The sequence below is a fragment of the Chromatocurvus halotolerans genome, assembly GCF_004340525.1.
In the GTDB taxonomy this organism is placed as follows: domain Bacteria; phylum Pseudomonadota; class Gammaproteobacteria; order Pseudomonadales; family Halieaceae; genus Chromatocurvus; species Chromatocurvus halotolerans.
This window is the reverse complement of sequence record NZ_SLWX01000001.1, coordinates 284,231-303,649: the sequence shown is the minus strand read 5'-3', so window position 1 is coordinate 303,649 and position 19,419 is coordinate 284,231. Positions and strand designations below refer to the sequence as shown.

Below are 19,419 nucleotides of genomic sequence, written 5' to 3'. Positions count from 1 at the left end.
GCTGCCATGGTTAACCCGCTGTCTGCGAGCAGGTACAATGCGCCGCTTCCAAGCCGCCCAGTCTGAGAGACGTTCGTCATGCTTATCCTCCCCGGCCCAACGGCCCTGTCGGGCTTCCGGCAGCGTAAACTGTCCGAGCGTCTTGCCGCGGCGGCCCCCGGTGTCGAGCTGCTTGCCAGCCAGTTTCTGCACTTTGTCGATACTGCCGGAACGCTGACGCCGTCGGCCAATGCGGTGCTGCGCTCCCTGCTGCATTACGGCGAGGCCGGTGACGGGCATGACCATCCGGGTCTGTTGGCGGCGGACGACAGTGGGGACACAGAGCTGGTGGTTGCAGTACCCCGTCCGGGCACGCTGTCACCCTGGTCGACAAAGGCAACGGATATTGCCCGGCGCTGCGGGCTGCAGGAGCCGGTTCGCAGAATCGAACGCGGCACGGCCTATCTGCTGCGCTGGCCCATCGGGCTTGAGGCCGCGCAGCAGCAGGCGGCGCGCCTGTGCCTGTATGACCGCATGACGGAAGCGCTGCTGCCCAACCCGGAGTCGGCACACCGGCTGTTTGCCGCTGCTGAGCCTCGACGGCTGGCCACCGTGGACATTCTCGCCGGCGGCGAATCGGCGCTGGAGACCGCCAATCTCGAGCTGGGTCTGGCGCTGGCGGCCGATGAAATCGACTATCTGGTCGACAGCTTTCGCCGCCTGGGTCGCAACCCGTCGGATGTCGAGCTGATGATGTTCGCCCAGGCCAATTCAGAGCACTGTCGCCACAAGATCTTCAATGCCTCCTGGACCGTGGATGGCCAGCCGCAGCCGCACTCGCTGTTCGACATGATCCGCAATACCCACCACAGCGCGGGGGACAACGTGCTCTCGGCCTACTCGGACAACGCCGCCGTGGTGCGGGGACAGCGGGCAGCACGCTTCTATCCCGCGCCGGACAGCGCCACCTACGGCTATCGCGACGAGGATGTGCACCTGCTGATGAAGGTGGAGACGCATAACCACCCCACGGCGATTGCGCCGTTCTCCGGGGCGGGCACCGGCGCCGGTGGCGAGATTCGCGACGAGGGGGCGGTGGGCCGAGGCTCCAAGCCCAAGGCGGGTCTGACCGGCTTCTCCGTGTCCAACCTGCGACTCCCGGGAGCACTGCAGCCCTGGGAAATCGACCACGGCAAGCCTGAGCGCAATGCCTCGGCCCTGCAGATCATGCTGGAGGGTCCTGTCGGGGCCGCAGCCTTCAACAACGAGTTCGGTCGCCCCAACCTGTGCGGTTACTTCCGCACCTTCGAACAGGCGGTGCCGATTGGCGACGGTGACACGCAGCTGCGGGGCTATCACAAGCCGATCATGCTGGCCGGGGGCTACGGCAATATTGCGCCCGGGCACGTGGAAAAAGGCGGCTTTGAGCCGGGCGCAAAGCTGGTGGTGCTCGGAGGCCCGGCCATGCTGATCGGTCTCGGCGGCGGCGCTGCCTCGTCCATCGACAGCGGCCAGGGACAGGAATCCCTCGATTTCGCTTCGGTGCAGCGCCAGAACCCGGAAATGGAGCGACGCTGCCAGGAGGTGATCGACCGCTGCTGGCAGCTGGGGGAAGACAACCCGATCGCGTTCATACACGACGTTGGCGCTGGGGGGCTTTCCAACGCCCTGCCGGAGCTGGTCAAGGACGGCGGCAGGGGCGGCCGCTTCGACCTGCGCGCCATTCCCAGCGATGAACCAGGCATGTCGCCGCTGGAAATCTGGTGCAACGAAAGCCAGGAGCGCTATGTGCTGGCGATCGCCGCGCCGGACATCGAGCGCTTCGAGGCCATCTGTGCCCGCGAGCGCTGCCCCTATGCGGTCGTTGGCGAGGCGACACAGGACCTTCATCTGACGCTGCAGGATGTGCACTTCGACAATGTACCGGTGGATATGCCGATGAGCGTGCTGTTCGGCAAACCCCCGCGCATGCATCGCGAGGCCCGCAGGCAGACAGGTACTGTGCGGAAGCCACTGACGCTGCCCGCCGTCGACGACGCCCTGCAGCGGGTGCTGCAGCTGCCTACGGTAGCCAGCAAGCAATTCCTCATCACCATCGGTGATCGCACGGTGACCGGACTGGTCTGCCGTGACCAGATGGTGGGTCCCTGGCAGGTTCCCGTTGCAGACTGTGCCGTCACCACCGTTTCCTATACCGGGTTTGCCGGTGAGGCGATGGCGATCGGTGAGCGTACGCCGCTGTCCCTGCTCAGCGGGCCGGCGGCGGCTCGCATGGCCGTCGCCGAAGCCATCACCAATATCTGCGCGGCGCCGGTTGCGGCGCTGTCCGACATCAAGCTCTCGGCCAACTGGATGTGCGCCGCGGGCAGCGACACAGAAGACGCCGTGCTGTTCGACAGCGTTTACGCGGTGGGCATGGAGTTTTGCCCGGCGCTGGGCCTGACCATTCCGGTGGGCAAGGATTCCATGTCCATGCGCACCAGCTGGCAGCAGGACGGCGAGGCGCGTTCGGTCACGGCGCCGGTATCCCTGATTGTGTCGGCCTTCTGCCCGGTGCCGGACGTGCGCCGGTCGGTGACCCCACAACTGCAGCCTGATGCGGATGCCCTGCTGCTGCTGATAGACCTGGGTCGGGGCGCCAGCCGGCTTGGGGGCTCGGCGCTGTGCCAGGTGTTCGGCGAGCTTGGAGACGTGCCGCCGGATATCGACAATCCCCAGGATCTCAGCGGCCTGTTCCAGCTGGTGCAGGCAGGCCTGGCCGAGGGCTCGATCATGGCCTATCACGATCGCTCCGACGGCGGGCTGGTCACCACCCTGCTGGAAATGGCATTCGCCGGTCATTGCGGCTTCGCTGTGGATCTGGCCGATGTGCCCGCTGACGCCGCAACGGCCTGTCTGTTCAATGAGGAGGCGGGTGCGGTGGTGCAGATTGCCACTCGTGACGTGGCGACATGGTGGGCGCGGGCGCAGGATCTGGGTATCGCCGACTGCCTTGCCGTGATCGGCCGCGCGGTGTCAGGTGACGCCCTTGCGATCACCTGCCAGGGCCAGCCCCTGCTGCGCCATTCGCGGTCGGAGCTGCAGCGGCTCTGGAGCAGCACCAGCCACGCGATCGCCCGCCTGCGGGACAATCCTGACTGCGCGGACGAGGAGTTCGCCCGCATTGGCGCAGCGGACCCTGGCCTCAGCGCCGGGCTGACCTTTGATCCGGAGCACGACGTCAGCGCGCCGTTGATTGCCCGGGGTGCGCGTCCGAGGGTGGCCGTCCTGCGCGAGCAGGGCGTCAACGGCCAGCTGGAGATGGCTGCCGCCTTCGACCGCGCCGGCTTTACCGCGGTGGACGTGCACATGAGCGATCTGCTGTCCGGCCGTCAGCGACTGGACACCTTTGATGGGCTGGTCGCCTGCGGTGGGTTCTCCTACGGCGACGTGCTTGGTGCCGGCGAGGGCTGGGCCAAAACCATCCGCTTCAACAGCGCGCTGTATGACGGCTTCGCCGGCTTCTTCGACCGCCCGGAGACCTTTGCGCTGGGCGTATGCAACGGTTGCCAGATGCTGTCCACCCTGCGCGACCTGGTGCCCGGCAGCGAGCACTGGCCGCGCTTCCTGCGCAATCGCAGCGAGCAGTTCGAGGCGCGCCTGTCGCTGGTGCGCATCGAGTCGACACCGTCCCTGTTTCTGGCGGACATGGCCGGATCGCACCTGCCGGTGGCGGTGGCGCACGGCGAGGGTAGGGCGACCTTTGCCGACGCCGCGTCTCTGGACAGCTGCGAAGCGTCGGGTCAGGTGGCGCTGCGCTATCTTGAAAACGATCTGGGCTTGGCACAACACTATCCCGCCAACCCGAACGGGTCTGAGGCGGGCATTGCCGGCGTTACCAGTCTTGATGGGCGCGTCACGATCATGATGCCGCACCCCGAGCGTGTCGTCCGCACTGTGCAGTATTCCTGGGCACCGCGGGACTGGGGGGAGACCGCTCCCTGGCAGCGTCTGTTTCGCAACGCGCGCCTTTGGCTGGGGTGACGCCCCTTGTTACCCCGCCGCCGTGGTCTATAATGTCGCCTTTTTTCGTGTTGGGGCCCGACAGCGCCCCCTCTCACTGAAACCCAGAGCCTCTCTATGCTGAACAAATATCCTCTGTGGAAGTACCTGCTGGTCCTGGCGGTGCTGATGTTGGGCCTTTTCTACGCGGCGCCCAACCTGTATGCCCCCGATCCAGCACTGCAGATTACCGGTGAAAGCAGCGCCCAGGTGATCGACGAGGCGACGCTGAAGCGCGCCACCGACGCCCTCGACGAGGCCGGCATCAGTCACTTCGGCGAAGTGATCCAGTCGGACGGGCGCAACGCGCTTATCCGCCTGCGCGATCGCGACCGCCAGTTGGCCGCGCAGGCGCGCTTGTCCCGGGCGCTGGGAGACGGCTTCATCATCGCCCTCAATCTCGCCGAGACCACGCCGGCGTGGCTGTCGGACCTTGGTGCACAGCCGATGAAGCTGGGCCTGGACCTCAGCGGCGGTGTGCATTTCAAGCTCGAGGTGGATACCGAGGCCGCTGTCGAGCGCCGCATGGAATTCTACTTCAACGCGATCAAGCGCAGTCTCCGTGAAGAGCGCATTCGCGGCCGCGTTGCGCTGGAGGGCGACCGTGTTGTGGTCGCCCAGTTCCGCACCGAAGACGACCGGGAGACAGCCCGCAGTCTGGTGGCAGACAACCATCCGGAACTGCTGCTCGACCGGCAATCCTCCGCCGACACCTTCAGCCTGCGTGCTGAAATGACGCCGGAGACCGTGGACGAAATCATCGACTACGCGGTGAGTCAGAACCTGACCACGCTGCGCAACCGGGTAAACGAGCTGGGCGTGTCCGAGCCGCTGGTGCAGCGCCAGGGTCGCAATCGCATCGTGGTGGAGCTGCCGGGCATCCAGGATACCGCCGAGGCGAAGCGCATTCTCGGCAAGGTCGCCAACCTGGAGTTTCGCCTGGTGGCGCGTCCTGATGCGGAGGCCACCGACAAGCAGCGTTTCGAATACCGCAGCGAAGCCAACGAGGGCATGTTCGAATGGCTGGAGCGCGACGTCATCATCACCGGCGAGCGGGTTTCCAACGCTCAGGCGAGCTTTGACGAGAATGGTCGTCCGAACGTGCAGATCAGTCTGGACAGTGAGGGCGGTACGCTGATGTCCCGCGCCACGCGCAACAACATCAAGCGCCGCATGGGCGTGCTGTTTATCGAGCGCAAGTTCCGCACCCGCTACGAGACGGCGGAAGACGGCAGCGAGGAGATCATCAAGGTCCCCTACGATGAAAAGAAGCTGCTGACCGCGCCGGTCATCCAGAGCGCGCTGGGCGCGCAGTTCCAGATCACCGGGCTCGACAGTCCCATGGAGGCGTCAGAGCTGGCACTGATGCTGCGCGCCGGAGCCCTTGCGGCGCCGGTGACCTTTGTGGAGGAGCGCACGGTGGGACCGTCGCTGGGAGCCGAGAACATCCGCCTGGGCGTGAAGTCCGTGCAGTACGGTCTGGCGCTGATCGTCCTCTTCATGATTCTTTATTACCGCGTGTTCGGTGTCTGTGCGGTTGTTGCACTGACCGCGAACCTGGTGCTGCTGATTGCCTTCATGTCGATGATCGGGGCCACGCTGACGCTTCCGGGCATCGCGGGTATCGTGCTCACCGTCGGTATGGCGGTGGATGCCAACGTGCTTATCTTTTCGCGCATACGCGAGGAGCTGCGCGAGGGGCTGTCGCCGCAAATGGCCATTCACTCGGGTTATGGTCGCGCTGTGGTCACCATTCTCGATGCGAACGTTACCACGCTGATCGTGGCGGTGATCCTGTATGCCGTAGGTACCGGGCCCATCAAGGGCTTTGCGGTGACACTGTCGGTCGGCATCCTGACGTCGATGTTCACCGCCATCATGGGCACTCGGGCCCTGATCAACCTTATTTACGGTGGCCGTCGCCTGCGGTCTCTCTCCATTGGCACTGACATCGTGCAGGAGGCGCGCTCATGAAACAGATCAACTTTATGGGGCAGCGGCGCCTGGCGGTCATCCTGTCGTCGGTCCTGCTGCTTGTTTCCCTCGGCTCCCTGATCGTGAACCAGCTGGAGTGGGGGCTGGACTTCACCGGCGGCACGCTGGTGGAAGTGGAGTACGGTGATTCCGCCGATCTCGATGCCATTCGCAGTACGCTGGAAACGGGAGGCTACCCGGGTGCCCTGGTAGTCAGCTTTGGCACTGACCGCGATGTCCTGATCAGGCTCCCGGCCGATCTGGACGCGGACGGCAATGAGGTACTGCAGGCGCTGCGCGGATCAACCAGCGACAGCGTCGAGCTGCGCCGGACCGAGTTTGTCGGTCCGCAGGTGGGTGACGAGCTGCGCGAGCAGGGCGGTCTGGCCATGCTGCTGGCGCTGGGTCTGGTGATGCTGTACATCGGTTTTCGCTTCCAGCTCAAATTCGCGGTCGGTGCCGTCGCGGCCCTGGTCCACGATGTGGTTCTGACGCTGGGGTTCTTTTCGGTCCTGAGGCTGGATTTCGATCTGACGGTGCTGGCGGCGCTGCTGGCGGTGATCGGCTACTCCCTCAACGACACGATCGTGGTGGCCGACCGCATACGGGAAAACTTCCGCAAACTGCGGCGTATTGAGCCGGTGGAGGTGATCAATATTTCCCTGACCGAGACCCTGGGACGCACATTGGTTACGTCATTGACCACCTTGCTGGTGCTGGTCGCGCTGGCAATATTCGGCGGCGACATGATCAACGCCTTTGCGGTGGCCCTGATCGTCGGCGTCACGGTAGGGACCTACTCGTCGATCTATGTCTCTGCAACTACGCTGCTGGCGATGAAGGTCAACAAGGAGGACCTGATGATCCCGGTGAAAGAGGGTGCAGAGCAGGACGAGGTCACGCCGTAAGGCTGATCGTTCACCCGGACGCGGGTGACCGACGCGACGGACCGGGACGGCGGTTGCCGCCAGGGTCGTCCCGGCAAATGCGGCGCCAGTGGCGTATCAGGCGCGGGGCTTTGCCAGAAGCGGGCGGGTAACCTGCAGCACGGCCTTGAAGCACTTCGGATTGCCCGCCACGATATTGCCGGATTCCATAAAGTTTTCGGAGCCGTCGATATCGGACACGAGTCCGCCGGCTTCCCGCACCAGCAGGGCGCCCGCCGCCATGTCCCAGCGCGACAGTCCCACCTCCCAGAATGCGTCCAGACGGCCCGTGGCCACGTAGGCCAGGTCCAGCGATGCGGCGCCGGCGCGGCGAATGCCGGCGCACTGCCCGGCCAGCGTGACCAGGCTCTTGCCGTAGGCCTCGAGGTGCTGGTCGCTGTGGCCGCGGAAGGGAATGCCGGTGCCGAGCAGGGCGCCGTCAAGGCTGTCCAGCTTGCTGACGCGCATGCGGCGACCGTTGAACTGGGCGCCGCGACCCCGCGATGCGGTGAACTCCTCGCGGCGCACGGGGTCCACAATGACCGCGTGCTCCAGCTTGCCGCGGTACAGGCAGGCGATGGAGACCGCGTAGTGAGGGATGCCGCGCAGAAAGTTCGTGGTGCCGTCCAGCGGATCGATCACCCACTGGTACTCGGCATTCTCTGGCCCGCTCAGTCCCGATTCCTCGCCCAGGAAGGCGTGCTGCGGGTAGGCGCGTCTCAGTTGCTCGATAATGTCCTTTTCGGCAGATTCATCCACATCCGAGACAAAATCGTTGGCGCTCTTGGTCTTCACGTGCAGCCGCTCGAGATCGTCCGACGCCCGGACAATCTGCTCGCCGGCGCGGCGCGCAGCGCGCAGGGCCATGTTAATCATCGGTTCCATAGTGTTTTCCGGGTGCTCACGAGTGTTGCGCGCTGTGGTCGGGATTTTGCGCGGCGCGCAGTATAACAGACCGCCTCGCGCAGGACTCCCTGCGGCTCTGGTAAACTTCGAGTCCTTTTCACATTGATGGCGACAGACTGATCCATGCGCACAGAGAGTATTGAAATCGTTCTGGTCAACACGACCCACCCCGGTAATATCGGCGGTGTCGCACGCGCCATGAAGAACATGGGCCTGTCGCGCCTGTGCCTGGTCGCGCCGAAGCAGTTCCCCGATCCGCAGGCGGTGTGGCGCGCCGCGTCTGCCATTGACCTGCTGGAACAGGCACGCGTTGTCAGCACCCTGGACGAGGCGGTTGCCGACAGCCAGTTCATTGTCGGCACGAGCGCACGTGACCGCCGCATCCCCTGGCCGCTCCTCGACCCGAGAGGCTGCGCCGCGCGTATCGGTGAGCATACCGACGCCGGCGAGCGCGTCTCCATTCTGTTCGGGCGCGAGGACCGTGGTCTCACCAACGATGAACTCAAGCGCTGCAATCTGCATCTGCACATTCCCAGCGCACCGGAATACAGTTCCCTGAACCTGGCGATGGCGGTGCAGATCGTCTGTTATGAAGTGCGCATGCTGGCCGTGGCCGACTCGCTGCCCGCCGAGGCCGACGCGCAGTGGGACACGCCCTTTGCCACGGCGGCAAACATGGAGCGATTCTACGCCCATCTGGAAGAAACCCTGACAGACATCGAGTTCCTCGACCCGGCGGCACCGCGACAGCTGATGCCGCGATTGCGACGGCTGTACAGCCGCGTCAGACTGGACGAGATGGAGCTCAACATCCTCCGCGGCATCCTGACCGCCACCCAGCAGTGGGTGGCACGCGCCGGCAGTCGCGCGCAGCCCGCGAAAACCGACGACGGGGAGACATGAGGTGCTTATGAAAAAGCCGGTTTACCTTGACTACCTGGCGACAACGCCTGTGGATCCGCGGGTTGCCGAGGCCATGCAGGGCTGTCTGACCCTCGACGGCGTTTTCGGCAACGCCGCCTCGCGCTCCCATCGCTATGGCTGGGAAGCCGAGATGGCCGTGGAGAACGCGCGGCGCGATGTGGCGGACCTGATCGGCGCCGATCCGCGGGAAATCGTCTGGACCTCCGGGGCGACGGAGTCGGACAATCTGGCGATCAAGGGCATCGCCGGGCAATGTGAAGAACCCGGGCACATGGTGACCTCGGCCATCGAGCACAAGGCGGTTCTGGATACCTGTGCGCATCTTGAGACCCTCGGCTGGCAGGTGACCTATCTGGCGCCGGAGGCAAATGGCTGCACCACCGCCGACGCCGTTGCCGGTGCCCTGCGGCCGGAGACCCGTCTGGTCAGCATCATGCACGCCAACAACGAGATTGGTACGGTGAACGACATCGCCGCGATTGCCGGCGTTACCCGTGAGGCCGGGGTGTCGCTGCATGTCGATGCGGCGCAGAGCGTCGGCAAGCTGCCCGTGGACGTGGGCGCGCTCGACGTCGACCTGATGTCGCTTTCTGCCCACAAGATGTATGGCCCCAAGGGCATTGGCGCGCTGTACGTGCGACGACAGCCTCGCGTGCACCTGCAGGCGCAGATGCACGGCGGTGGCCACGAGCGCGGCATGCGGGCGGGAACGCTGGCCACGCACCAGGCCGTCGGCATGGGCACGGCGGCGCGACTTGCCGCGGCAGAGCGGGTCGAGGAGGCGACGCGGCTGCAGCGTCAGCGCGATCGCCTGTGGTCGGCGCTGCAGGCCCTGGGTGATGTGCAGCTCAACGGTGATGCACACGCCCGCCTGCCCGGGGCACTGAACGTCAGCTTTGGGGGTGTCGAGGGGGAGACGCTGCTGCTTTCCCTGAATGATCTGGCGGTGTCAACGGGCTCTGCCTGCACCTCGGCCAGCCTCGAGCCGTCCTACGTGCTGCGGGCCATCGGCCTGTCGGATGAGCGTGCGCACAGCTCCCTGCGCCTCAGTCTCGGCCGCTTCACCACCGACGAAGAGGTGGAGTACGCGGCGGGGCGCCTGAGCGAATGCGTGCGTCGACTGCGCGGCGAGCTTGCACACGCCGCACCCTGAGCGCCGAAAGCGGATGAAACCGCGCCGCCGTGCGCGTATAATGCTGCACCCGGCGGCAGGGGACGGCGCAAAGCCTCCCGACCGTTCATTCTTTCAATGCTACAGCTGGAGACAACCCTATGGCGGTGCAGCGCACGCTTTCTATCGTAAAACCCGATGCGGTCGGCAAGAACGTGATCGGCAGGATCTATTCCCGCTTCGAGGACAACGGCCTGCGAGTGGTTGCTGCAAAAATGCTGCACCTGAGCGAAGACGTCGCCGGCGGCTTCTACGCGGAGCATCGCGAGCGTCCCTTCTTTGCCGATCTGGTCGGTTTCATGACCTCAGGCCCCGTCATGGTCCAGGTGCTCGAGGGTGAGGATGCGATTGCAAAGAATCGCGAGCTGATGGGCGCCACCAACCCGAAAGAGGCCGATGCGGGCACCATCCGCGCCGACTTTGCCGAATCCATCGACGCCAATGCGGTGCATGGGTCCGACTCGGAGAGCTCCGCAGCGCGCGAAATCGCCTATTTCTTCGCTTCCAGTGAGGTGTTCTCCCGCGCCTGAGCGCGGCTCCCGCCATGAGCAAGGTCATCCCCACAGTGATCGCCAGCACGCAAGAGGCGCAGCCCAGCCCGCGGATCAACCTGCTGGGCATGCCGCGTGCCTGGCTGGTGGCGTGGCTCGAATCCATCGGTGAAAAACCCTTTCGTGCTCAGCAGCTGCTGAAGTGGATGCACCATGAGGGCGAGACGGATTTTCAGCGCATGAGCAACCTGTCCCGCGCCCTGCGCGACAAGCTGGAGGGCATTGCCGAGGTGCGTCCGCCGCTGGTGGAGAGTCAGCACGATTCGTCGGATGGCACGCGCAAGTGGCTGGTGCGGGTCGACGGTGGCGGGCTGGTGGAGACCGTGCTCATTCCCGACGGCGGCCGGGCAACCCTGTGCGTCTCGTCTCAGGTGGGCTGCAGTCTGGACTGCAGCTTCTGTTCCACGGGCAAGCAGGGTTTCATGCGTGATCTCACCGCCGCCGAAATCATCGGGCAGGTCTGGCTGGCGATCAAGTCCTACGATGCCTTCAAGTCGGGCAAGGGGCGCGTGGTCACCAACGTGGTCATGATGGGCATGGGCGAGCCGCTGCTAAATTTCGAGAATGTCGTGGCGGCCATGAACCTCATGATGGAAGATCTGGCCTATGGCATCTCCAAGCGCCGTGTCACGATCAGCACGTCGGGGGTGGTGCCGGCGCTGGATCGCCTGGCCGCCGTCAGCGAGGCGAGCCTGGCGGTATCGCTGCACGCCCCCAACGATGCCCTGCGCAATCAGCTGGTGCCGATCAACCGGCGTTACCCGATTGCCATGCTGCTGGACAGCGCGCGGCGTTATATCGATGCGCAGTCCGACCGCAAGCGCGTCGTCACCATCGAGTACACGCTGATGGCGGGCATCAACGACCAGCGCGAACACGCGGTGGAGCTGGCGCAGTTACTCAAGGATTTCCCCTGCAAGATCAACCTGATTCCCTTCAATCCCTTTCCGGGCTCCGGCTACGAGCGCCCGAGCGGCAATGCGGTGAGTCGTTTCTGGCAGGTGCTGGTCGACGCGGGCTATATCGTGACCGTGCGCACCACGCGCGGCGATGACATTGCCGCCGCCTGCGGCCAGCTGGTGGGCGAAGTGGTCGACAGAACCCGGCGTAGCGAGCGTCACCGGCGTCTGGCGCAGGCGGCGGATCAGGTGGATGGACATGCCTAGGGCGCGCACGCCGAGGTCGGGCAGCCTGTGTGCGTTACGCGCGCTGCCAATTCTGTTGTGCCTGTTCGCGCTGAGCGCGTGCATCACAAGCCGGGACACGGTGTTCACCGAGCCGGCATCACCGGATGAGGTGCTCACCCAGCGAGTGGAGCTGGCGCGCAAGTACATCGGCGACGGCAACTGGGACGCGGCCAAGCGCAACCTCAAGGTGGCGGCGAGTATCAACGATCGCAAGCCGGAGGTGCATGAGGCCTTTGCACTGGTCTATCAGAGCACGGGTGAAATCGAGATGGCGGAGGCGAGCTACCAGCGTGCCATTGCGCTCGACGACCGGTTTTCCAGGGCCCGCAACAACTATGCCGCTTTCCTGTTTTCCCAGCAGCGTTTCAAGGAGGCGGAACAGCAGCTGCAGGCGGTGGTGCGCGATACGCTCTACGAGGCGCGGCCGCGGGCCTTCATCAACCTGGGGCTGTCCCGTCTGGCGCTTGCCGATGATGACGGCGCGGAGGAGGCGTTCATCCGCGCGCTGAGCATGCAGGGCAACAACAGCATTCCCCTGCTGGAAATGGCAAGTTTGCGCCTGAAGGCGGGTGACTACCGCGCCGCAGCACAATACTATGAGCGGTACCGGTCCGCGGTGCGGCGTCAGTCGGCCCGGGGTCTCTGGCTCGGCGTTCGCCTGGCACAGGCCACCGGTGACCGCGATGCCGAGGGCAGCTATGCGCTCGCGCTGCGGAACCTGTACCCGGAGTCGCCCGAGTATGCCGCGTATGCACGGCAGGCGGGCGACTCGTGAGATGGATGAATCAGGCACGCCGGACGGCGTGTAAGGGCAGGTAGGCTATGACGGCGAAATCTCCGATTGTCAGGCGCAAGAGCCGACAGATTCACGTGGGCAAGGTTGCTGTGGGTGGCGATGCCCCCATCAGTGTGCAGAGCATGACCAACACCGAGACCTGCGATGTCGCGGCAACCGTGGCGCAGATCCGTGCGCTGGAGGATGCCGGCGCCGATATCGTGCGCGTCTCGGTGCCCAGCATGGAGGCGGCAGAGGCCTTCAGTCGCATCCGGGCGCAGGTCCAGGTACCCCTGGTAGCCGATATTCATTTCGATCATCGAATTGCTCTCAAGGTGGCCGAATACGGGGTCGATTGTCTGCGCATCAACCCGGGCAATATCGGCCGCGACGACAAGGTGCGCGAAGTCATCGACTGCGCCCGCGACAAGGGTATTCCCATCCGCATCGGCGTCAACGCCGGCTCGCTGGGCAAGGACCTGCAGCGCAAGTATGGTGAGCCCACGCCAGAGGCGCTGGTGGAATCCGCCCTGCGCCATGTCGACATTCTGGACAAGTTCAACTACCCGGACTTCAAGGTGAGTGTCAAGGCATCCGACGTGTTCATGGCGGTGGCGGCCTACCGGCTTCTGGCAAAGCAGATTGAGCAGCCGCTGCACCTGGGCATTACCGAGGCGGGCGGTCTTCGTGGCGGTACGGTGAAGTCCTCCGTCGGTCTGGGCATGCTGCTGATGGAGGGCATTGGTGACACCATCAGGATCTCCCTCGCGGCCGATCCGGTGGAGGAGATCAAGGTGGGCTTCGATATCCTGAAAAGCCTCAAGCTGCGCTCCAACGGCATCAACTTTATTGCCTGTCCCAGCTGTTCGCGGCAGAACTTTGACGTGATCGGCACCATGAATGCGCTGGAGCAGCGGCTCGAAGATATCCGTACCCCGATGGATGTTGCGGTGATCGGCTGCATCGTCAACGGGCCCGGCGAAGCCCGCGAGGCCGATGTCGGCCTGACCGGTGCAACGCCGAACAACCTCATTTATGTCGACGGCGAGCCAGACCACAAGATTACCAATGCGGATTTTCTCGATCACCTCGAGCAGGTGATCCGCGAGCGCGCTGCGCGCATCGAACGCGAGGGCAACGACCCGGAAAACCTGATCCTGAAGACCTCGGGATGAGTGCAATCCGAGCCATTCGCGGGATGAGCGACATCCTGCCGGCTGAGTCCGTGGACTGGCGAACACTCGAGACCACCGTTGCCGCGGTGCTCGACAGCTTCGGCTATGACCAGCTGCGCCTGCCGCTGGTGGAGTCCACAGAGCTGTTCAGTCGCTCCATCGGCGAGGTTACGGACATTGTCGAGAAGGAGATGTATACCTTCGATGACCGCAATGGCGAAAGCCTGACCCTGCGACCCGAGGGCACTGCCGGCTGCGTGCGCGCGGCGATACAGCATAACCTGATCACCACGCCCTGCCGCCTCTGGTATGCCGGCCCCATGTTCCGCTACGAGCGCCCGCAGAAAGGACGCCAGCGGCAGTTCCATCAGATCGGCGCCGAGGTTCTCGGCATCGCAACGCCGGATATTGATGCTGAACTCATCATCCTGCTGGCGCGGGTGTGGCGGGAGCTTGGCCTGACCTCCGCGGTGACGCTGGAGATCAACTCCATCGGTAGCAGCGACAGCCGGCTGCGCTACCGCGAGGCGCTGGTGGCCTATCTCGACACCTGCCGCGGGGAACTCGACGAGGACAGCCAGCGGCGTCTCGCCAGCAATCCCCTGCGCATCCTTGACAGCAAGAATCCGCAGACCCAGGCGCTGCTGGACGGGGCTCCGGCGCTGGCAGATTTTCTCGACGACGAATCCCGCGCCGATTTCCAGCGCCTCTGTGATCTGCTGGACGTGGCCGGCGTGGCGTGGCGGCACAATCCGCGTCTGGTGCGTGGGCTCGACTATTACAACAAGACTGTGTTTGAGTGGGTGACCGACCGCCTCGGTGCCCAGGGCACGGTCTGTGCCGGCGGCCGCTACGATGGCCTGGTGGAGCAGCTCGGCGGGCGTTCAACACCCGGAATCGGCTTCGCCATGGGCATGGAGCGGCTGATTCTGCTGCTGCGCGAACTCAACCTGGCCGCTCCCTCCCGCACGGCAGACGTCTATGTGGTGACCGTCGGTGATGCCGCGCAGGACGCCGCACTGGGCTGTGTGCAGTCACTTCGCGACAGTGGTGCAGCGGGCCGCATCGAACAGCACGCCGGCGGTGGCAGCTTCCGCAGCCAGATGAAAAAGGCAGATCGCAGCGGCGCCCGGGTGGCGCTGATCTGGGGCGAGGACGAAGTCGCGGGCAATGCCGTGACCCTCAAGCTCTTACGCGGGGAGGGCGGTCAGCAGACGCTGCCGCTGGCCCAACTTGACAACGCGCTCAGGCAGGCCCTGGCGCGGACCAACGATTAGGAACAATTGACGTGGAATCCTACAGAACGGAAGAAGAGCAGGTCGAAGCCATCAAGCGCTGGTGGGAGGAGAACGGCCGCAATCTCGTCATCGCGGTCGCGGTGGCGCTCAGCCTTGGCTTTGGCTGGCAGGCCTGGCAGTCCAGTCGCGAGGAACAGTCCCAGGCCGCCTCGTCCATTTACCAGCGCATGCTGCAGGCCATGGGCAGCGAGGGCGAAACCGATCCGGACAATGCGCGCGCACTGGCAGGGCAGCTCAAGTCGGACTTCGGCAGTTCCCCCTATGCGCGCTTCGCGGTGCTGCACCTGGCGCGGATGGCGGTCGAGGATGGCGATCTTGCCCGGGCCGAAACCGAACTGCGCTGGGTGGTGTCAAAGGCTGACAAGTCCAGCGACATCCATCAGGTGGCCCAGCTGCGGCTCGCCCGAGTCACTGCGGCACAGGGTAAGGTCGAGCAGGCGCTGGCGATTCTCGATGGCGGCGCCGACACGGCGTACGCCGGTGCCTATGCCCTTGCCCGCGGCGATATCCTGATGGCCGCTGATCGCCCGGACGAGGCGCGTGACGCCTATGCGGTGGCACAGCGCAGCGTGGAGGGCGGGCAGCTGCCGCCGGTGCTGTCGCAGAAGCTGGAGCATCTCAACCCTGTTGCGCCGCGCGGACCGGAGCAATAAGGCATGCGAATGGTGTTTTTCCGCCTTGCCGGCGTACTCATGCTGTCCCTGTGCCTGGGAGCCTGCACCACGGTCAAGGACTGGTTCAGCATGGACGACGACGAGGACCCGCGTCGGCCTGCGGATCTGGTCGACTTCGAGCCTTCGGCCCGTCTCGAACGGCTCTGGTCCGTGGGCGTTGGCAACGGGCAGGGCAAGGGACTCAACAAGCTGCAGCCGGTCATCGCGGATGAGTGGATCTATGTGGCCTCCAGCGATGGTCGCGTCGCCGCGGTGGAGCGCCGCAGCGGGGACAAGCGCTGGGAAAAACGTCTGGAGAAGTCACTGTCAGGCGGTGTTGGCCACTACGGTGACTCCCTGTTCCTGGGCACGGCCGATGGCGAGCTGATGCGTCTGTCTGCCAGTGATGGCGGGATCGTCTGGTCGATCCCGGTCAGCGGCGAGATCCTGGCGCCGCCGCAGGGGAATGGCAGAGTTGTCGTTGTGCAGACCTATGATGGCAAGCTGCACGGATACGAGCATGACACCGGTAAACGACGCTGGAGCTATGACAGCAACGTGCCGGTATTGACCCTGCGCGGCACGAGCACGCCAATCATCAGCGACGGGCGCGTCTTTGCGGGATTCGCCAGCGGTCGCGTGGTGGCTTTCGACGCCCGCAGCGGCAGCATCGAATGGGAAACCCGCGTGGCCATTCCCCAGGGGCGCTCGGAGATTGAGCGCATCGTGGATATCGATGGCACCATGGCCCTGGTTGGCGGCGAGCTGTACGCGGCCAGCTACCAGGGCCGCATCGTCGCCATCGAAGCCCGCGGGGGTAATCGTATCTGGCAGCGCGACGTGTCGTCCTACTCCGGCGTCTCCGTTGGCTTCAATAACGTCTACGTGGCTGACGATGACGGCAGCGTGAAAGCCTTCCTGCGCAATGGTCAGGGTATTCGCTGGGAACAGGGCGCTCTGGCGTACCGCGAGCTGTCAAGGCCGACACCGGTCAGCAGCTATCTCGCGGTGGTCGATCTGGAAGGCTACCTGCATCTGATGTCCCAGGTTGACGGCAGTTTTGCCGCACGCGAGAAAGTCGATGGCAAGGGTGCGCGTGCAGACATGCTCAGTGACGGGCGCACGCTCTACGTGTATGGCAACAGCGGGAAGCTCATGGCCTATGAGATTACCGCCAGGGAAACATGACGTATGCGTCCGGTCATCGCCTTGGTGGGTCGCCCGAATGTGGGCAAGTCCACCCTGTTCAACCAGCTCACCCGCAGCCGGGATGCGCTGGTCGCTGACTTTCCGGGGCTTACCCGGGACCGCAAGTATGGCGAGGGCCGCAGCGGCGATCGCGATTTCATTGTGATCGACACCGGTGGCCTCACCGGTGACGAGCACGGCATTGATGCGCCGATGGCAAACCAGTCCATGGCGGCCATGGAGGAGGCCGACGTCATCCTGCTTCTGGTGGATGCGAGGGAAGGCCTTAACAGCGCCGACGAACTCATGGTCGAGGCGCTGCGTCGCCGCGGCAAGGCCTTCCATCTGGTAGTCAACAAGCTGGATGGCCTGGACGCTTCGGTGGCGACCGGCGATTTCTACCGTCTTGGCGTGAGCCACCTGCACGGCATCGCCGCCAGTCAGGGACGGGGCGTGCGCGCGCTGATTGACGAGGTGCTTTCCCAGGTGCCGGACGACGGCTCTGCGGAAGCGCTGGCCGAGCGCGAGAACCGTATACGTGTGGCGGTGGTCGGTCGTCCGAATGTCGGCAAGAGCACCCTGGTCAACCGCCTGCTGGGCGAGGAGCGGGTGGTTGTGTACGACCAGCCGGGCACGACCCGGGACAGCATCTACATCGATTTCGAGCGCGACGAGCGCGCGTACACGCTGATCGATACCGCGGGTATCCGGCGGCGCAAGAACATCCGCGAAGTGGTGGAGAAGTTCTCCATCGTCAAGACGCTGCAGGCGGTGGACGATGCCCACGTGGTGGTACTCCTGGTGGACGCGCACGAAGGGCTCGTGGACCAGGACATGCACCTGCTGGGCCACTGCATCGAGGCGGGGCGCGGGCTGGTGATCGCCATCAACAAGTGGGACGGGCTGGATCCGGACACGCGCGATCAGATAAAGAACGAGCTCAGCCGACGTCTGCAGTTTGCCGAGTATGCCGACACCCATTTCATCTCCGCCCTGCACGGCACGGGCGTCGGCCACCTCTATCGCTCGATAGACGCCGCCCACCAGTCGGCGACGCGCAAGCTGAACACGAACCAGTTGACGCGGATTCTGGAAGATGCCGTGGGATCGCATGCGCCGCCCATGGTCAACGGGCGCCGCATCAAGCTGCGCTATGCCCACGCCGGTGGACGCAACCCGCCGCTCATCGTGATTCACGGCACCCAGACCGACAGCATTCCCGCGAGCTACCAGCGCTTTCTCGAAAAAGCGTTTACCCGGGAGCTGAAGCTGGTTGGCACGCCGGTGCGCATCGAGTTTCGCAGTGGTGAGAATCCCTATGCCGATCGTCGCAACGCGCTCACCCAGCGCCAGGTGGCGCGCAAGCGCCGCATGATGGCCCACGTGAAGCAGGAAAAGAAGAAGCGCCAGCGCAAGAAGGGCCGCTAGCGACTTTTCTACGGGTGACTGGCGACTGATCCGACAGCACAGCGGGAGGCAGCATGCCATTGGATGCCGAAGCAGCAACGCGCGCGTATATCGACGGCCTGGGTTCGGAGGCGCTGGCCATGTCCGCCGCCTACACGGCCGCGGGTCACTGGATGATTCTCTGGTCCCTGCTGGTCTCGGTGGTGGCCACCCTGATTATCGTGCGCCTGGGTATCACCGACCGCCTGTGGGCGTTTCTTGAGAAGCGGCGCTGGGCACTGCGCACCTTTCTCACCGCGGCCGGTTTCTTTCTGGTCTCGGCGATCCTCACGCTGCCCTGGACCGTTTACGAGGCGTGGTGGCATGAACGCAGCTACCAGCGTACCCAGCAGCCCCTCGCCGACTTCTTCCTGCAGAATTCGATCGCCATGGCCCTCAATGTTGTGCTTGCGGCGCTGTTCTTTCTCGGTGTTTACGCGCTGATCCGCCGCGCTGGCCGGCGCTGGTGGCTATGGTCTGGCGGGCTGGCCGCGGGAGCCGCCGCGACCCTCCTGCTGCTTTCACCGACCCTGATCGAGCCACTGTTCAATGATTACCAGCCGGTTCCCGAGGGCGCGGTGCGGGATGCTGTACTGGTGATGGCCGCCGAGGCGGACATTCCGGCCGATCGCATCTTTCTCTACGACGGCTCGCGTCAGTCGAACAATTTCACTGCCAACGTGTCCGGTATCGGCGGCGCCGCGCGGATCGCGATTTCCGACGTGGCGCTGACCCAGGCCTCGCTGGACGAAGTGCGCGCGGTCACCGGCCACGAGGTCGGTCACTATGTGCTGGGTCACGTCTGGCGCATGGTGTTTGTCCTGAGCGCGCTGGCCATCCTCCTGTTTTTTCTCGCCGACCGCCTGTTTCCGGGCTTTGCGCGACTCCTGGGCAGCGACACCCGGCAGATCGACGATCCGCGCGGCATTCCGGTGCTGATCCTGCTGCTGTCCGTGCTTGGCACACTGGCCATGCCGGTGACCAATGGCGTCGTGCGTATCGGCGAGACCGAGGCGGACATCTATTCGCTGCAGACGGTAAATCTGCCTGATGCCCTGGCCAGCGCCCTGGTAAAAACCGCCGAATACCGTTACCCGCGGCCGCATCCTGTGCAGGAAATACTGTTCTATAGCCACCCCTCGGTGGAGCGCCGGGTGCGCCGGGCGATGGAGTGGAAAGCCGCGCACCCGCCCGGCAAGGACTGGAACCTCGGCCCTTGAGCACC

General features: G+C 64.8%; 15 protein-coding genes. 14 read left to right on the top strand and 1 reads right to left on the bottom strand.

Going from position 1 to position 19,419, the window contains the following annotated elements:
- Window positions 1-78: 78 nt before the first annotated feature.
- The 3 genes from purL (at window position 79) to secF (ending at window position 6,902) form a co-directional block, all read left to right on the top strand.
- Complete coding sequence (purL, locus tag EV688_RS01365) at window positions 79-4,002, top strand: phosphoribosylformylglycinamidine synthase (RefSeq protein WP_117316593.1); 3,924 nt, start codon at window positions 79-81, stop codon at window positions 4,000-4,002.
- 96 nt (window positions 4,003-4,098) lie between these two features.
- Window positions 4,099-5,994: a protein translocase subunit SecD gene (gene secD / locus EV688_RS01360; RefSeq protein ID WP_117316591.1), complete on the top strand. Its 1,896-nt coding sequence runs from the start codon at window positions 4,099-4,101 to the stop codon at window positions 5,992-5,994.
- Entirely contained in the window at window positions 5,991-6,902 is a 912-nt protein-coding gene (gene secF, locus EV688_RS01355; RefSeq protein ID WP_117316589.1) for a protein translocase subunit SecF, read from the top strand. Before secD ends, secF begins: the two co-directional genes overlap by 4 nt.
- 96 nt (window positions 6,903-6,998) lie before the next feature.
- On the opposite strand, the gene EV688_RS01350 is transcribed toward secF, so the two are convergent.
- A complete protein-coding gene (locus tag EV688_RS01350) occupies window positions 6,999-7,805 on the bottom strand; it encodes an inositol monophosphatase family protein (RefSeq protein ID WP_117316588.1) in 807 nt (268 codons plus the stop codon).
- 144 nt (window positions 7,806-7,949) lie between these two features.
- Between EV688_RS01350 and EV688_RS01345 the strand changes: the two genes are divergently transcribed.
- The 11 genes from EV688_RS01345 (at window position 7,950) to EV688_RS01295 (ending at window position 19,414) form a co-directional block, all read left to right on the top strand.
- Entirely contained in the window at window positions 7,950-8,729 is a 780-nt protein-coding gene (locus EV688_RS01345) for an RNA methyltransferase (protein ID WP_117316586.1), read from the top strand.
- A 7-nt stretch (window positions 8,730-8,736) separates the two neighbouring features.
- Entirely contained in the window at window positions 8,737-9,903 is a 1,167-nt protein-coding gene (locus EV688_RS01340; RefSeq protein ID WP_117316918.1) for an IscS subfamily cysteine desulfurase, read from the top strand.
- A gap of 119 nt (window positions 9,904-10,022) precedes the next feature.
- Window positions 10,023-10,451, top strand: coding sequence for a nucleoside-diphosphate kinase (ndk, locus tag EV688_RS01335; protein ID WP_117316584.1), 429 nt, complete (start codon window positions 10,023-10,025; stop codon window positions 10,449-10,451).
- 14 nt (window positions 10,452-10,465) lie between these two features.
- On the top strand, window positions 10,466-11,638 hold the full coding sequence (rlmN, locus tag EV688_RS01330) for a dual-specificity RNA methyltransferase RlmN (protein WP_162883855.1): 1,173 nt from the start codon (window positions 10,466-10,468) through the stop codon (window positions 11,636-11,638).
- On the top strand, window positions 11,631-12,434 hold the full coding sequence (gene pilW / locus EV688_RS01325; protein WP_117316914.1) for a type IV pilus biogenesis/stability protein PilW: 804 nt from the start codon (window positions 11,631-11,633) through the stop codon (window positions 12,432-12,434). The genes rlmN and pilW overlap by 8 nt, the downstream gene beginning before the upstream one ends.
- 47 nt (window positions 12,435-12,481) lie before the next feature.
- A complete protein-coding gene (ispG, locus tag EV688_RS01320; RefSeq protein ID WP_117316582.1) occupies window positions 12,482-13,609 on the top strand; it encodes a flavodoxin-dependent (E)-4-hydroxy-3-methylbut-2-enyl-diphosphate synthase in 1,128 nt (375 codons plus the stop codon).
- Window positions 13,606-14,886, top strand: coding sequence for a histidine--tRNA ligase (hisS, locus tag EV688_RS01315; protein ID WP_117316580.1), 1,281 nt, complete (start codon window positions 13,606-13,608; stop codon window positions 14,884-14,886). The genes ispG and hisS overlap by 4 nt, the downstream gene beginning before the upstream one ends.
- 11 nt (window positions 14,887-14,897) lie before the next feature.
- Window positions 14,898-15,560 (top strand): YfgM family protein, encoded by a 663-nt coding sequence (locus tag EV688_RS01310; protein WP_117316578.1) that lies wholly within the window; start codon window positions 14,898-14,900, stop codon window positions 15,558-15,560.
- A 3-nt stretch (window positions 15,561-15,563) separates the two neighbouring features.
- Complete coding sequence (bamB, locus tag EV688_RS01305) at window positions 15,564-16,748, top strand: outer membrane protein assembly factor BamB (protein ID WP_240624294.1); 1,185 nt, start codon at window positions 15,564-15,566, stop codon at window positions 16,746-16,748.
- Between the two features lie 3 nt (window positions 16,749-16,751).
- Complete coding sequence (gene der / locus EV688_RS01300) at window positions 16,752-18,176, top strand: ribosome biogenesis GTPase Der (RefSeq protein WP_117316576.1); 1,425 nt, start codon at window positions 16,752-16,754, stop codon at window positions 18,174-18,176.
- 53 nt (window positions 18,177-18,229) lie between these two features.
- Window positions 18,230-19,414 carry a M48 family metalloprotease gene (locus EV688_RS01295; RefSeq protein WP_117316574.1) on the top strand — a complete coding sequence of 395 codons (1,185 nt, stop codon included), beginning with the start codon at window positions 18,230-18,232 and terminating at the stop codon, window positions 19,412-19,414.
- Window positions 19,415-19,419: the final 5 nt, after the last annotated feature.